The following is a 15341-nucleotide window of genomic DNA, read 5'->3' on the forward strand; positions in this document are numbered from 1 at the left end:
TTTTCGCCGGAAGTCGCACCACGCGGCAATTCATACCGAAAGTGGACAAAGCCGAGGACAATTCAACCCGCCCAATTCCCTTTTGAAGTCAAAACCGCAAATTCTTACCCTGGAAGACAGGTCTCGGTGCGTCAGTGGTGTCGCTGCAGCATGTGGCGATGAACATCTCGGACCTGGCGAGGCCCTAGCGCGAGGTACGCCGTGCTGAAGTCAACTGTCGTCTGTCAGGCCGGAAACAGAAATGCGGCGGCGGGATCGAAAAAAATCTGCTGTCTGCTCGAGGCGATGCCTTCCTGTGCTTCCGCCATGTCGGATGTCGGCCTGACGTCGATCTCCTGACCGGCGGCCGTTCGCGCGATGACGCGTCGCCGCTCGCCGAAGAAGGCGGTGTCGACGAACTCGACCGCAAGCCCGGCAGTGGCCGGGCCGGGTCGCAGTCGAAATGCTTCCGGCCGCACCATCAGCCGGGTCTTCTGGCCTTGGCTGAACTCCCGATCGTGCCTGACGCCGGAGACGACCGAGCCATCGGCGAGGCGGATCGTGGCGGCGCCGTTGACGGTTTCAAGATGCTCGGCCGGCAGGAAATTGGAATTTCCGATGAAGCTGGCCACGAATTCGCTCTGAGGTCTCACATAGAGGTCCTCACCGGTGCCGATCTGCTCGATGCGGCCGTCCCGAAACAGCGCGATGCGATCCGAAAGATGCAGGGCCTCGTCCTGATCGTGGGTGACGTAAAGGATCGTTACGCCGGTTTCGCGATGGATGCGTCGTATCTCGGCCTGGATTTCCTCGCGCAGCTTCTTGTCGAGCGCCGAAAGCGGCTCGTCCATCAGAAGGATCGGCGGATCGTAGGCCAGCGCCCGGGCAAGCGCCACGCGCTGCTGCTGTCCACCGGAAAGCGCGCCGGGATGTCGGTCGCCGAAACTCTCCAGTCGCACCAGCGACAGCATCTCGGCGACTTTTCGTTTAACCTCGGCGTCCGGCCGGCGGCGCACGCGTAACGGAAAGGCAACGTTCTCGGCGACGGTGAGATGCTGGAACAGCGTGTAGCGCTGGAACACCATGCCGATATTGCGCTTGTGCGACGGCACCGACAGCAGCGACCTGCCCTTGAAAAGAACGTCGCCGGATGTCGGATGCTGAAAGCCGGCGATTGCGTAGAGCGTCGTCGACTTGCCAGAGCCGGAAGGGCCGAGAAAGGTCAGGAATTGGCCCCTGGGTATATCGATCGTGACATCGTGCACTGCGACGAAGCTGCCGAACGCCTTGCGCAGGTCGCGAATGGAGAGGAACGGTTCGGTCATTTCGACAATTTCCGCCGAATGAGTGCGGTTACGATCATCAGGCTCAGCGTCAGGAAAACGAGGAGGCTGGAGGCCGCGGCGATGACCGGGCTTAGATCCTGGCGCAGGCTGCCCCAGATCTTGACCGGCAAGGTCTGCAAGTTGGGGCTGGCCATGAAGATCGCGACCACCACCTCGTCCCATGAGGCGAGGAAGGCGAAGATCGCCGCCGAGAAAATCCCGATCTTGATCGCCGGCAAAGTGACCCGGAGCTTTGCTTCGAATGGGCTTGCGCCGCAGACGATCGCCGCATCCTCGATGGATTTGTCGAAACCTTCGAGTGCCGCGGTGATGGGAATGATGGCGAAGGGGAGTGCCAGGACTGTGTGTGCGATGACGAAGCCTGCCGTGGTGCCGCCAAGCCCGATCCGCAGGAAGAATGCGTAGATGGCGATGGCGAAGACCACGACCGGCAGCACCATCGGCGTCAGCAGAAGGCCGCGAAGCACGTTGCGCCCGCGAAATTGTCCCCTGACCAGGGCGAAGGAAGCCAGCAGCCCGATGACGACGGCAAGAAGCGCAGCCATGGCAGCAATGCGCGCGCTGGTCAGCGCCGCTTCGAGCCACGCCGGATCGGCGAAGAGCTCCCCATACCATTTCAGCGTCCAGCTTGGCGGCGGAAAAGCCAGCCACCGCGACGAGCCGAACGACAAAAGCACGATCAAAACCACCGGCAGCAGCAGAAACGCCGCAACCAGGCCGGTGAAACCCAGCAGTGCTGCACGCAGCCAGCCCAGCCGGTCGTAGTCGAGCAGCATCTCAGATGCCTCCTGTCATGCGCTTGGCGCCGACGAGGCGCAGCTGCAGCGCGTAGAGCGCCATGGTGACCACAAGCAGGATGAAAGCCGCCGCGCTTCCGAGCCCCCAGTTGAGCAAGGACTGGATCATCTGAGCGATCATTGCGGCGAGCATCATGTTGGAGGTGCCGCCGAGCAGCGTCGGCGTCACGAAATAGCCGAGCGACATGACGAAAACCATCAGGCCGCCTGCAGCGATTCCAGGAAGCGACAAGGGCAGCAGGATGCGGCGGAAGGCCTCGAAGGGGCTCGCACCGCACAGGGCGGCGGCGCGCAGCGTCATCGGATCGATGGCGCGCAGGGTTCCGACCAGTGGCAGTATCATGAAGGGCAGCATGATGTAGACCATGCCGATGGTGACACCGGTCAGGTTGTTGATCAGCGGCAGCGGCTGGCTGATCAGGCCGATGTCCATCAGCGTCCGGTTGATGACGCCGGTGCGTTGAAGCAGCACCATCCAGGCATAGGTGCGGGTGAGCAGATTGGTCCACATCGACAGGATGATGATGCCGAAGACGATCGAGCCGAGGGCGGGCGGCATGATCGCCAGCATCCAGGCGACCGGAAACGCCACGATGACGGTGACGGTGGTGACGACGGTGGCGACCAGAAAGGTGTTGAAGAAGACCCGCGCATAGGTGCCGTCGCCAAACAGGGTGGCGTAGTTGTGCAGGCCCGGCACGGGCTCGGTTACGCTGCGCAACAGCAGCGCAACAACCGGCACCACGAAGAACAGGGTGATGAGGGTCAGCGCTGGCAGGGCGCCGCCGCTGCCATCTGGCCTTCGGAGGATTGGTTGTCGATGAAGCAAATTGCACGACATGGCGATGATCCCGGCAGCTCAGGCGGGACGCCTGGCGACGCCCCGCCGGTTCATGGGTGAGGTCGGCTTCTATTTGGCCTGCCAGGCGTACCAGCGTTCCGCGATCTTATCGCGGTTTTCAGCCCAGTAGTTCATGTCGAGGTTGATCTGCCCGTCGACATAGGCGTCCGGCAGCGACTTGACGACATCGGCCGGCATTTCGGCCTTGGCTGCCGTGTTGATGGGGGCGTAGCCGCTGGCTTCAGCAAACATGGCCTGGCTTTTCGGGCTTGTCGCAGTGGCCAGGAATTTCATCGCGCTCGCCTTGTTCTTTGAACCCTTGGGGATGACGAGCACGTCGGCTGCGGTCATGTTCTGATTCCAGGAAGCGCCGACATCGGCGCCGTCCTGCTCGAGGGCGAAGACACGCCCGTTCCAGAGCTGCCCGAAGGCTGCTTCACCGGAAGCGATCAGCTGCTGCGACTGCGCGCCGCTGTCCCACCAGACGATTTCCGATTTGATCGTGTCGAGTTTCTTGAACGCCCGGTCGAGGTCGAGCGGATAGAGCTTGTCTGCAGGCACGCCGTCGGCCAGCAGCGCGATTTCGATGACGCCCGGCGCCGACCATTTGTAAAAAGTGCGCTTGCCGGGAAATTTCGTCAGGTCGAACATGTCGGCCCAGCCCGCCGGTTCGCCCGACACCGCGCCTTTGTTCCAGGCAAGAACGAAGGAGTAGTAGAAGCTGCCGACCGCATGCTCGGTGGTGAAGCGAGGATCGAGATCGGCCTTCGGCACGACGTTGAAATCGATCGGCTCGAGCAGGCCGTCCTTGGCCGCCTTGATGGCGAAATCCATTTCGACATCGACGACGTCCCAGGCGACGCTGCCGCCCTCCACCATGGCCTTCAGCTTGCCGTAATCGGTCGGGCCGTCCTGCAGGACCTTGATGCCGGAACTCGCTTCGAACGGAGCAGCCCAGGATTTGGTCTGCGCCTCCTGGGTGGTCCCGCCCCAACTGGTGAATACCATTTCATCGGCGTGCGCGGCAGTGGCTGCCAAGAGTCCGGCCAAAATGCCGGTCAAAATCAGTTTCATGTCATTCTCCTCTGTTGGTTGTTTTTGTTTCTTGTTTTTTATGAAATTGCGCGTTGGCGCTGCCTCATCTCATGACGAACGGGTCCGGGATCGGCTCGTCGGATATCCGTATCCAGACGGATTTCGAGCGCGTGTAATCGCGGATGGCGTCGAGCCCGCCCTCACGGCCGAGCCCGGACTGGCCATAGCCGCCGAACGGCACCAGCGGCGAAACGGCGCGGTACGTGTTGACCCAGACGACGCCGGCATGGATGTCGCGCGCCATGCGGTGCGCCCTGGCGAGATTGGTGGTGAACACGCCCGAGGCCAGGCCGAACGGCGTGTCGTTGGCAAGCGCTAATGCTTCGGCCTCCGTGTCGAATGCGAGAACGCTGAGCACCGGACCGAACAATTCCTCCCGCACGCAAGGCAGCGCTGTATCCTCGGCGTCGATGATAGTCGGTGCGTAGTAGAAGCCGCGCGAATGCTCGTCCGGCCTTTTTCCGCCGGTGACCAGCGTCCCGCCCTTGGCGAGGCTCTCGGCAACGATCTTCTCGATCCATTCCCGCTGGCGTGGCGTTGCCAATGGCCCCATTTCGGTGGCCGGATCCTGCGGATCGCCGATTTTGATGGTCTCGGCCTTGTGCTTCAGCCTGTCCAGGAACTCGGCTTTTATCGGACGCTCGACAAGCAGCCGCGAGCCGGCTACGCAGCTTTGTCCAGACGCTGCGAAAATCCCGGCCACCACCGCGTTGGCAGCACTGTCCAGGTCGGCGTCGGCGAAAACCACAACCGGGCTTTTCCCGCCCAGCTCCAGCGTCGTGTAGGCGAGATTTTCCGCCGTGTTGTGGACGATAGCGCGAGCGGTCGAAGGCCCGCCGGTGAAGGCGACGCGTGAAACCAGCGGGTGACTTGTCAGGCGCCGGCCGCAATCGTGCCCGAACCCGGTCAATATGTTGACGCTTCCGGCGGGAAATCCGGCCTCGTGGACGAGTTCGGCGAAGACCAGAAGCGGCGCTGGACCGTCCTCCGAGGCTTTCAGGACGACCGTGCAGCCGGCGGCCAGCGCCGGGCCGAGCTTGACGGCCGAAAGGAAGAGCTGCGAATTCCACGGCACGACGGCAGCGACGACGCCGATCGGCTCGCGCCGGATGGTGACGTCCATATCGGCCTTGTCGATCGGCAGATGCGATCCTTCATGCTTGTCGGCAAGCCCGCCATAGTAGCGATAATAATCGCCGACATAGGCGATCTGGGCGCGGGTCTCGCGGATGATCTTGCCGGTGTCGCGCGTTTCCAGTTCGGCCAGGCGGTCGGCATTGGCGACGACCAGGTCGCCGAGGCGCACCAGCAGCTTGCCGCGGGCGGTCGCCGTCAGCGAGGCCCAGGCGGCCGAGTGCAGCGTCCGGTGCGCCGCCTCGACGGCGCGGTCGACATCGGCCTCGGTTGCGGCTGGCATCGTCGCCCAGGGCGCTCCGGTGGACGGATCGGTGCTTTCGAAGGTGGTTTTCGGCGTATCGAACGCCCCATCTATGAAGTTGCTGAACGCCACAAGGGTCATTGCCGCCTCCCATGCCCGAAAGCCGGCATCACCTTGTCGACGAACAGCTGCAGCGACTTCTTCTTGCGCTCGTGCGGTAGACCGCTGTCGATCCAGATCGAATATTGGTCGTAGCCGAGCGCCTCATATGCCTTCAGCCGGGTGATCACCTCTTCGGCCTCGCCGATGACCAGGTTCTGTCGGATTTTTCCCGGCGCATATTGCGGCATCGCCGCAATCTCGTCGTCGGTAAGCGTTTCCAATATGCCTTGGCGAACCGGCTTCTTGTTCTGGAACCACGCGCCGAACTGGCAGTAGAACAGCGACAGGTCGTTCGTCAGCTGCTCCGCATCGGCGGCGTCTTCGGCAACGAATGTGTGCATCAGCAGCATGATCTCGGGGCGCGCCATGTCGGGATGCGCCGCGCACGCCGCGTTGAAGCGCTCCATCAGGCTGATTACCTCATCATCGCCGGAGGCGAGCGGCGTCACCTGGACGTTGCAGCCGTTGGAGACGGCGAAGTCGTGCGAGTTGGGATCGCGCGCCGCCACCCAGATCGGCGGGTGCGGCTTTTGCACCGGCTTGGGCGACGAGGTGGTCGAGGGAAACGACCAGAATTCGCCGGACATCTCGAAATCGCCTTGCCAGAGGCCCTTGATGGCCGGGATGATTTCGCGCATGCGCTGGCCCGCGCCCCAGGCGTCGAGCCCCGGGAACAGGCGCTGGTATTCATAGCTGTAGGCGCCGCGCGCGATGCCGATGTCGAGCCGGCCGCCGGTGACGACATCGGTCATGGCCGCCTCGCCGGCTAGCTTGATCGGATGCCAGAACGGCGCGATCACCGTTCCTGTGCCGAGCCGTATGCGCTTCGTCCTGGCGCCGAGATAGGCGATGTTGATGAACGGGTTTGGCGAGATGGTGAACTCCATGCCGTGGTGTTCGCCGATCCAGGCCGTCTCGAAGCCTGCCGCCTCGGCCATCAGGACCAGTTCCTCAAGCTCGTCGATGAGCTCGGCATGCGGCTTTGCCGGGTCCGAGCGTTCCATGTGGACGAAGAGCGAGAACTTCATATCTGTTCAACCCGAAGTGTTCATGGCTGCCGGCTTGGCGAGCGGACGGACTTCACCTTCGACCGCGTTGCCGACATAGACGCCAAACGCATCCTCGCGACATTCGCGAACATAGCGGGCGAGCATCGAGCGCACAGCAGCGTCGGCGATGTTCAGTCCGGCAATCCTGTCGATGTCGACGAGCCGGACCTGGCGATCGCTGGAGTGGGGCGTGTCTATCGTGCCGCGGTAGTAGACATGCGTTCGCGATGGGCTTGCTGCGTCGTCCCAGACCGCAAACAGGAATCCGAGATGAGCCTCGATGGCTTTCGCAGCGAGGCGTCCCCTAAGGCTTCGCGTGTCGCCGGGTGCCCCGAGCCCTCGGCCTGCCGGCAGTTCGAAAAAGCCAGCGGCGGTTTCGAAGAACAGCACGCGGCCTTCATCTTCGAGGATAGCGCCGACCTCCATGTCGGGTGGCGCGGCCGCCAGCGCTTCCTGGCTGAGACCGGGCGAGACATAGGCGCCACGGCAATAGCCGAGGGGCTGCGATGAATTGTGGGAAAATTCGCGAACGCGGCCGATAAGGATCGAATGATCGCCGGCGTCGACCAATTGCTCCATGTCACAGTCGAATGTCGCCACCGATCCAGCGAGCAGCGGGCTGCCGGTCGGGCCGCAGCGCCATTCGACAGCCGAGAACTTGTCCTGCGATTTCGAAGCGAAGACGCCGGATGCGGCTCGCTGTTCCTCCGAGAGCACGTTGACGGCAAAGCACTTCGAGGTCGAAAACACCGGATGACCCAGCGCTTTCTTGGCGATGCAGACCAGGACAAGCGGCGGATCGAGCGAAACGGATGTAAACGAATTGGCGGTGAAGCCTCGAGGCTCTCCTTCCGGCCCGATCGCAGTGACGATGGTAACGCCGGTCAGGAAGGAACCGAGCGCCCGCCTGAATTCCCCCGCGTCGAAGGCTGTGTCCATCGCCGGTCGCGCCGATGTGCTTGCGCCGTCGTTGCTGTCGAGAAAGTCGGCGATGCGCCGTGTGACCACGTCGGGCGAGGCTATGGCCATCATGTGTCGTTCGCCCTCCAGAACGGTGCAGCGCCCGCGCGGCGCGAGGCGGGCCATCGCCGCCGACATCGCAGGCGAGGAATTTTTGTCCTGCGAGCCGGTCATGAACAGGGCCGGCACCGCGAGACCGGAGAGACGATCGCCATGCGCCGCATCGGCATGGGCGAAAAGTCGATAGGTGCGCGCATAGCCTTCGGAGTTGACGCTTTGCAGTGCCGCGCGCGTCGTCGTTGCGGCCTCTGCCAAGCTGTCGGGGACCGGATTGCCGAACCAGCGCGCGATCGTTGCGTCCGTTCCTGACGGGTTTTTCGCGCCGTTCAATTCGGCGGCGCGTTCGCGCACCGCCTGCGCAAGGGCCGCCGGGCGGCGAAAGACCGCGTTGAGCGAGACCAGGCTGCGGACCCGTTCGGGTGCATTGAGAGCGATTTCCTGCCCGACCAGCGCCCCCATTGAATGGCCAACGATCGAGACTGCATCCAGGCCAAGGTGATCGAGAAGCCGGATTGTCTGTCCGGCATAGTCGGCAAGGCTGGCGTCCTCGGGCGGCAACGGCGACTGGCCATGTCCCAGGATGTCGATGGCGATCACATCCCATCTGTTTTTCATCAGCTCGATCTGGGGTGCCCATATCGCCGCGTTCATGCCGACGCCGTGGATGAGGAGGACCGGCGGGCCGGATCCGGCACGGATGAAGCCGGTGCCGTCAGGCGCCGTTCCGCGATGCCAGCCACGGTCCGTCAGCTCAGCCATGCAGGTCGCCGACCTCCTTGAGATCCTGGTAGCGGTCGCCGATGCGATGATGCGGTCGTCCGCCGATCGAGGCGCCAAGCGCCACCACCAGCTCGTCTGGCGCCGGCGCGTCGCCGATCTGGAAATGCACCGTCAGGTAGTGCGAACGTCGGCCTTCATCATTCTTGTCCATGAGCGGGATCATGATCGGCGTGTTCGGCCCGCCGCGCAGGTTGGTGAAGGCAAGATAGGTCTTGGCGCCGACGGCACGCCGATAGTGGTTGCCGAAATGCAGCGTGTGGATGAGCGCCGAGGCATGCTCGATCTCGCCCGACGTGCCGCAGATTGCGGCCTTGCCGTAGCCTTCGATCGCTTCGCCAGATCCGGCGACTGCGAGGATTTCATGGGTCAGCATTTCCCCCAGGACCGGCGCATAGGCGCGGATCTCGGGCGAAAGGTCCTCGGTGAAACCGCGCTCGGCCCAGGGGTTGTCGAGCACCGCCGCTACGCCGATCAGGCGCAGCGGCCGGGGCGCCGCCTTGCCGCCTTCGATCAGCGTGTTCTCCACATAGGTGACGATTTTTCGGATGGCCGGCTTCATCGAATCCTCGGTGGTGGATCGGGCGAGACATCCGGAAAGTTCCTTTTGCCGCGACAATCTTATGGTATACCATACTACTGAAAACCAAATCCCTTGTCAACGGATCGTCGAATCTGTTTCTTTGCGGATACTGGGAGTAGAAGAATTGGCCGACGACACGCTCAGGATCGAACGATCCACCAAGACGCTCAGAACACTGGCGCTGGAGCGCATGCGAGACGCGATCATGGGGTTTCACTTCCAGCCCGGCGAAAGATTGGTCGAGCGGCCGCTTTGCGACCAGCTCGGCGTCAGTCGCTCGGTCGTGCGCGAAGTTCTGCGGCAGTTGGAGACCGAGGGGCTTGTCCAGATGATACCTGGCCACGGACCTGCCGTGGCCCGCCCAGATCTCAGCCGCACCGACGAGATTTACGAACTGCGCGCTCTGATGGAGGGCATCGCAGCGCGCGCCTGTGCACTCACGGCGACGCAGGACCAGATCGCCGCGCTTGAGGGCGCATTGGATGTGCTGCTCACGGCGTGGGCCTCAGCCAATCCGATCGAGGTGATGCGGGCGACTACAAAATTCTATGAAGTGCTTTTCGATGCAGCCGACAAGCGCATCGCCTGGGAGATCGTCCAGGGTTTGAACGTCCGCATCAATCAACTGCGTTCCATGACCATCGCTTCGGTGAATCGTCGCGATGCCGCAATCGCCGAAATGACCGACATCATGAACGCGATCAAGTCGCGCAACGGCGATGATGCCGAAGCCGCGGCCCGGCGGCATGTGGAGCAGGCGTGGCGAATTGCGCAACAGACCCTTCGCAACAGCTGAAGCAGAAACTTCACATTAGGGAATCGCCCGTCGCCCTCGCACTGACGCACTGCAGGCAATTCCAACGCGCATCCAACCCGATGATATAGCAGCAATGGCGTTGTGTCTGGCGGCTGACGACAGCGCACTTTGTGTTTGCTGGTGTGGATGCTGTTTCGAGCGTATTCTCTTCCTTAGGGAACGAGCCAGGTCGACCTCGATTGGCGGTCGCTTGCGCTCGGCCGCCCCCGCTGGGAGGAGCCTCTGATTGCGATGGCGCGCTTTGCTCACCTTGCCCTTCTCGCCGTCGCCTTGGCATTATTGCCTGGAATTGCGCTGGCTGGGGAGCCTTTCGTCCCGAGCTGGATCAAGAACGATCCTGCAGCCAAGACAGTGGCCATAGAAATCGTTGCCGATTGGAACCAAGTCGAGCGGTATCGCAGGGACAACATCCGGACCGACATTATCGACTTCAACGGTTACTGGGGCGGCAATCTCACCATCGTCGTGCCAGCAGAATGGTCGGTAGAGATCGAGTTCATCAATGGCTCCTCGTCTTTCCGGCACAGCCTGATGGTGACCAGGGTCTACGCTCAGTCAGAGATGCCAGTGAAGTTGACGGCCGAGGATGCTATCTGGGGGGTGTACACCGATCCGCCGGAGGGAATTAAAATCAATGAGCGGAGGCAACTCAACTTTGTTGCGCAGCAGGCCGGGAACTATTTCCTCGCCTGTGCCAGACAAACGCATCTGATGGACGGACACTGGATCGGTTTCGAGGTGAGAGACAGCATCAAACAGGCCGTGGCAATCATAGACGAAACCAATTTTCCGCAGGAGCAGCCTCCAGGGCGCCCTTAGGGGCTGTGCGAGCTAGCCGCGCATTATGGCGTGGTCGTGGAGATCAATGCAAATCCAAGGCGGCTTATCTGGAAACTTGAGAGTATTGGTGTGCCCGAGCAGGTTAGAACTGCTTCTGCTTGCCACGCCACCAGCGAGGCAGCGCTTTCGTCACTACTTCAGCTGCCCTATGCCACAAGGGCAATTCTGTACGGCCTGGTCGTTCTGGGCGCTGTCATGGCGCTGCGCGAACGGCGGCTGCAATGAGAAAGGACGGGACGATGAGTGCGACGGCGATAAGTAAAGGGGCGCCGACATCCGCGGACGATTTTCTGACCGGGCTGAAGGGGCAGCGCGTGCTGGTGACGGCAGGTGCCGGCGGTATCGGCTTGGCCATTGCCGACACGCTGTCGCGGCTCGGCGCGCGCATCGTCGTTTGCGACGTCTCCGACGAGGCGCTGGCTGCTGCTCCGGACAAGATCGCCCTCGTCGCCGCGGTCAAGGCCGATGTCTCGCGCGAAGACGACGTCGATAGGCTGTTCGAGACCGTGAAGCAAAAGCTCGGCGGGCTCGACGCGCTGATCAACAATGCCGGCATCGCCGGGCCGACCGGCGGCGTCGACGAAATCGATCCGGCGGAGTGGCGGCGCTGCATCGACATCTGCCTGACCGGCCAGTTCCTCTGCGCCCGGCGTGCCGTGCCGCTGATCAAGGCGGCGGGCGGCGGCTCGATCGTCTCGATGTCGTCCGCCGCCGGCCGCCATGGCTACGCTTTCCGCACCCCCTATTCGGCGGCCAAGTTCGGCGTCATCGGTTTCACGCAAAGCCTTTCCAAGGAACTCGGACCGCACGGCATAAGGGTCAACGCCATCCTGCCCGGCATCATCGAGGGACCACGCATCGACAAGGTCATCGCCGACCGGGCCAGGCAGCTCGGTGTTTCGAACGAAGAGATGACGGAGCGCTATCTCCACAACATCTCGCTGCGCCGCATGACCAGTCCCTATGACGTCGCTGCGATGGTCGCCTTCCTGCTGTCCGATGCGGCGATCAACATCTCCGGCCAGTCGCTCGGCGTCGACGGCAACGTCGAAACCCTTTGAGGAGGCTGACCATGGTGAAAGTAGCAATTGTCGGCAGCGGGTTCATCGGGCGGGCCTGGGCGATCAGTTTCGCCCGCGCCGGCCACGACGTGCGGATGTGGGACCAGTCGCCGGCCGCGACGGCCGGCGCGCATGATTATATCGCCGGCGTTCTCGGCGACCTCGCCGCGAATGATCTGCTGCGGGGACAGGCAATCGACGCCGTGCTTGGTCGCATCGCCGTCGTGGCAGAACTGGGCGAGGCGCTGGCCGATGCGGTCCATATCCAGGAGGAGAACACGCCGGAAAACCTCGAGGTGAAGCGCGAGGTGTTCTCGCAGATCGATGCAATGGCCGCTCCGCAAGCGGTGATCGCCAGTTCCACCTCGGCGTTGCTGCCGTCGAAATTCACCGACCATCTGCAAGGGCGGCACCGCTGCCTGGTCGTGCATCCGATCAATCCGCCCTACCTCATCCCGGCTGCGGAAGTCGTGCCGGCGCCATGGACGTCTTCGGAAACGGTCGAAAGGACCCGCGCCCTTCTCGTCGCCGCAGGCCACGCGCCGCTGGTGATGAAGCACGAGCTCGACGGCTTCATCATGAACCGCCTGCAGGGCGCCCTGCTGGAGGAGGTTTTTCGACTTGTCGCCGACGGCTATGCCAGCGTCGAGGATGTCGATATCGGCATTCGCGACGGGCTGGCGCTGCGCTGGTCGTTCATGGGGCCGTTCGAAACGATCGACCTCAATGCGCCGGGCGGCGTACGCGACTATGTCGAGCGCTATCAGTCGATCTATTCCAACATTTTTCCGCAGATGCTGCGCCGTGTCGACTGGGCCGGCGAGGTCATCGAAACGGTAGAGGCCGACCGCCGCAAGCGCCTGCCGCGGGAAGAACTCGGCGAACGGCAGGTTTGGCGCGACCGCCGGCTGATGGCGCTGGCGGCGCACAAGAAAAAATCGGATCAGGAGTTTGGAAGATGACGGAAACAAGCCGCAAGCCCGGCGCCCAGCTGCCCAAAGGCAAAGTTATCATCACCTGCGCGGTGACCGGGGCGATCCATACACCGACCATGTCGCCCTATCTGCCGATCACCCCAGACCAGATCGCCGCTGAGGCGATCGCGGCGGCGGAGGCAGGCGCGGCGATCCTGCACCTGCATGCCCGCGACCCCGAGACCGGCAAGCCCGACCAGACGCCGGCGGCCTTCGCCCGCTTCCTGCCGCGCATCAAGCAGGCCACCAATGCCGCCATCAACATCACCACCGGCGGCAGTCCCTACATGAAGGTCGAGGAACGCGTGCGCCCGGCCGCCGAATTCAAGCCTGAGGTCGCCTCGCTCAACATGGGCTCAATCAATTTCGGGCTCTATCACCTCGTCGACAAATACGAGACTTTCAAGTTCGACTGGGAAAAGCCGCATCTGGAAGCGACGCGCGACCTTGTCTTCCGCAACTCGTTCAAAGACATCGAATACATTCTTGCGATCTGCTACGATAACGGCACGCGCTTCGAGTTCGAGTGCTATGACATTGCCCATCTCTACAATCTCTCGCACTTCGCCGATCGCGGGCTGGTGAAGCCGCCGTTCTTCGTGCAGTCGGTGTTCGGTCTGCTTGGCGGCATCGGCACGCACCCCGAAGATGTCGCCCATATGAAGCGCACCGCCGACCGGCTGTTCGGCGACCAGTTCCGCTGGTCGGTGCTCGGCGCCGGCGCCAGCCAATTGCGCATCGCGGCGCAATCGGCTGCGCTTGGCGGCAACATCCGCGTCGGGCTCGAAGACAGTCTGTGGGCCGGCAAGGGCAAGCTTGCCAAATCGAACGCCGAGCAGGTGGTGCTTGCCCGCAAGATCATCGAGGGGCTCGGCATGGAAGTGGCGACGCCCGACGAGGCGCGCGAGATCCTGTCACTGAAGGGCGGCGACAAGGTCGCGTTCTGAGGCGGCTCGCCTGTCGCCGCATGGTGGCGCCGCTGGGGTCAACCGTCGATGCAGAAGGCTTTCCCTGCTGCCCTCGTCTACGACGGGCGGCTGGTGCGTTACGCACCCGACGGCAGCGTCGATCGCATCATCGACATGCCCGTCAAGAAGATCACCAGCGTGATGTTAGGCGGACCGAAGCTCGACACCCTATACGTGACCTCGATGGCAAAACCGCCGCTGCCGCGCTTCCCCGGGCGATGGCGTTCTAGGCGGCAGCCTGTTCGCCATAACCGGCCTTGGCATCAAAGGCGCCGCGGAACCGCGCTTCGCCGGATGACGGCGGCGGCAAAAGAGGATAGAGGCGAACGAAGAAACGAGCGCTTGCTCGATTTCTACATGTTGACGCAATGCGTTTCGGCGATCTCGTCCATGGGTCGATGGCGGCCACCTCGTTTCATCGCTGTGAGGTTTCCATGAATTTCGACATTCCCGCCCGCACCGAAGATTACCGTGTCCGCATTGCCGACTTCGTCGAGCAGGAGATCCTGCCGCTCGAGGCCGACAAGGCATCCTATGACGCGCACGAAAATATCGCCTTGCCGCTGCTGGAGGCACTCCGCGCCAAGGCGCGGATGGCGGGCCTGTGGTGCCTGCAGCTCAAGCCCGAAACCGGCGGCGCCGGTCTTGGCAAGATGGACATGGCGGTCTGCTACGAGGAGATGAACCGGTCGATCTTCGGGCCCGTGGTGTTCAATTCGGCTGCGCCCGACGATGGCAACATGATGGTTCTGGAGGCGCTCGGCACACCGGCGCAAAAGCAAAAATGGCTGAAGCCGATCGTCGAGGGCAAGGTGCGCTCTGCCTTTGCCATGACCGAACCGCACCCCGGCGGCGGCTCTGATCCTTCGATGATTATGACGCGTGCGAAGCGGCGCGGCGACAAATATGTGGTGACCGGCCGCAAATGGTTCATCACCGGCGCGGAGGGGGCCAGCCATTTCATTCTGATCGCGCGAACCTCGGACGACCCGCGCCATGGTCTGTCGGCCCTGATGTTCCACAAGGACCAGCCGGGCTGGCGCATCATGCGCCGCATCGAGATCATGGGCCCGGAGGAGCATGGCGGGCATTGCGAGCTGGAATTCGATGGGCTCGAAATCCCTGTCGAAGACATGCTGGTCGGCGAAGGCAGGGGCATGAAGGTGACGCAGGTGCGGCTCGGCCCGGCACGACTTACCCACTGCATGCGCTGGCTCGGACTGTCCAGGCGCTGCGTCGAGATCGCGCGCGCCTACGCTGCCGAGCGCCATGGTTTCGGCCAGCGTCTCGCCGATCGCGAAAGCGTCCAGCTGAAGCTTGGCGACCTCGCCATGCGCATCGAGATTGGCCGCATCCTGGTGATGAAGGCTGCGTGGGAACTGGACCGCGGCGGCTTTGCCCGCAAGGAAGTGGCGATGGCCAAGGTCCAGGTCGCCAATGTGCTGCATGACGCGGCCGATGTGGCGATCCAGATCAATGGCGCGCGGGGCTATTCGAAGGACACGGTGCTCGAATGGATTTACCGCTATGCTCGCCAGGCGCGGCTGGTCGACGGTGCCGATGAGGTCCACAAGATGGTGCTGAACCGTTTCCTCAATGAGGAAGAGAGGGGCTTCTGGCGCTGGACTGTCGAAGGCGAGGCATAGGGACGCGC

16 protein-coding genes are annotated in these 15341 nt (G+C 62.9%); 8 read left to right on the plus strand and 8 right to left on the minus strand.

The genetic code is table 11. From position 1 onward, the window contains the following. Positions 1-224: 224 nt before the first annotated feature. The 8 genes from CIT31_RS09955 to CIT31_RS09990 form a co-directional block, all read right to left on the minus strand. Positions 225-1304 (minus strand): ABC transporter ATP-binding protein, encoded by a 1080-nt coding sequence (locus tag CIT31_RS09955; protein WP_095518475.1) that lies wholly within the window; start codon positions 1302-1304, stop codon positions 225-227. Further along, complete coding sequence (locus CIT31_RS09960; protein ID WP_095518476.1) at positions 1301-2101, minus strand: ABC transporter permease; 801 nt, start codon at positions 2099-2101, stop codon at positions 1301-1303. The genes CIT31_RS09955 and CIT31_RS09960 overlap by 4 nt, the downstream gene beginning before the upstream one ends. Before the next feature lies 1 nt (position 2102). Beyond that, positions 2103-2963, minus strand: a complete 861-nt coding sequence (locus CIT31_RS09965) for an ABC transporter permease (RefSeq protein ID WP_095518477.1) — start codon at positions 2961-2963, stop codon at positions 2103-2105. A 69-nt stretch (positions 2964-3032) separates the two neighbouring features. Further along, the gene (locus CIT31_RS09970) at positions 3033-4037 is read right to left on the minus strand and encodes an ABC transporter substrate-binding protein (protein WP_095518478.1); all 1005 of its coding nucleotides are present in this window, start codon (positions 4035-4037) and stop codon (positions 3033-3035) included. A gap of 64 nt (positions 4038-4101) precedes the next feature. Then, the gene (locus CIT31_RS09975; protein WP_095518479.1) at positions 4102-5577 is read right to left on the minus strand and encodes an aldehyde dehydrogenase; all 1476 of its coding nucleotides are present in this window, start codon (positions 5575-5577) and stop codon (positions 4102-4104) included. Then, entirely contained in the window at positions 5574-6626 is a 1053-nt protein-coding gene (locus tag CIT31_RS09980) for an LLM class flavin-dependent oxidoreductase (RefSeq protein WP_095518480.1), read from the minus strand. The genes CIT31_RS09975 and CIT31_RS09980 overlap by 4 nt, the downstream gene beginning before the upstream one ends. A 6-nt stretch (positions 6627-6632) precedes the next feature. Then, positions 6633-8426, minus strand: a complete 1794-nt coding sequence (locus CIT31_RS09985) for an alpha/beta fold hydrolase (RefSeq protein ID WP_095518481.1) — start codon at positions 8424-8426, stop codon at positions 6633-6635. Further along, a complete protein-coding gene (locus tag CIT31_RS09990; RefSeq protein WP_095518482.1) occupies positions 8419-9006 on the minus strand; it encodes an amino acid synthesis family protein in 588 nt (195 codons plus the stop codon). The genes CIT31_RS09985 and CIT31_RS09990 overlap by 8 nt, the downstream gene beginning before the upstream one ends. 145 nt (positions 9007-9151) lie before the next feature. Here CIT31_RS09990 and CIT31_RS09995 point away from each other — a divergent pair, with 145 nt between their 5' ends. The 8 genes from CIT31_RS09995 to CIT31_RS10025 all read left to right on the plus strand — a co-directional run bounded on the left by CIT31_RS09995 (position 9152) and on the right by CIT31_RS10025 (position 15333). Continuing rightward, a complete protein-coding gene (locus tag CIT31_RS09995; RefSeq protein WP_095518483.1) occupies positions 9152-9823 on the plus strand; it encodes a GntR family transcriptional regulator in 672 nt (223 codons plus the stop codon). Between the two features lie 252 nt (positions 9824-10075). Continuing rightward, a complete protein-coding gene (locus CIT31_RS10000; protein WP_245316162.1) occupies positions 10076-10663 on the plus strand; it encodes a sulfocyanin-like copper-binding protein in 588 nt (195 codons plus the stop codon). Between the two features lie 36 nt (positions 10664-10699). Next, positions 10700-10909 carry a hypothetical protein gene (locus CIT31_RS33805; protein WP_133116135.1) on the plus strand — a complete coding sequence of 70 codons (210 nt, stop codon included), beginning with the start codon at positions 10700-10702 and terminating at the stop codon, positions 10907-10909. A 29-nt stretch (positions 10910-10938) separates the two neighbouring features. Beyond that, on the plus strand, positions 10939-11745 hold the full coding sequence (locus tag CIT31_RS10005) for an SDR family oxidoreductase (protein ID WP_095518523.1): 807 nt from the start codon (positions 10939-10941) through the stop codon (positions 11743-11745). Between the two features lie 11 nt (positions 11746-11756). After that, positions 11757-12707: a 3-hydroxyacyl-CoA dehydrogenase gene (locus CIT31_RS10010; RefSeq protein WP_095518485.1), complete on the plus strand. Its 951-nt coding sequence runs from the start codon at positions 11757-11759 to the stop codon at positions 12705-12707. Beyond that, on the plus strand, positions 12704-13666 hold the full coding sequence (gene kce / locus CIT31_RS10015) for a 3,5-dioxohexanoate:acetyl-CoA acetone transferase (RefSeq protein WP_095518486.1): 963 nt from the start codon (positions 12704-12706) through the stop codon (positions 13664-13666). Before CIT31_RS10010 ends, kce begins: the two co-directional genes overlap by 4 nt. Positions 13667-13714: 48 nt before the next feature. Beyond that, the gene (locus CIT31_RS10020; RefSeq protein ID WP_245316163.1) at positions 13715-14125 is read left to right on the plus strand and encodes an SMP-30/gluconolactonase/LRE family protein; all 411 of its coding nucleotides are present in this window, start codon (positions 13715-13717) and stop codon (positions 14123-14125) included. After that, on the plus strand, positions 14122-15333 hold the full coding sequence (locus CIT31_RS10025) for an acyl-CoA dehydrogenase family protein (protein WP_095518524.1): 1212 nt from the start codon (positions 14122-14124) through the stop codon (positions 15331-15333). Before CIT31_RS10020 ends, CIT31_RS10025 begins: the two co-directional genes overlap by 4 nt. The last annotated feature ends 8 nt before the right edge of the window (positions 15334-15341 follow it).

The organism is Mesorhizobium wenxiniae (assembly GCF_002284535.1).
GTDB lineage: Bacteria > Pseudomonadota > Alphaproteobacteria > Rhizobiales > Rhizobiaceae > Mesorhizobium > Mesorhizobium wenxiniae.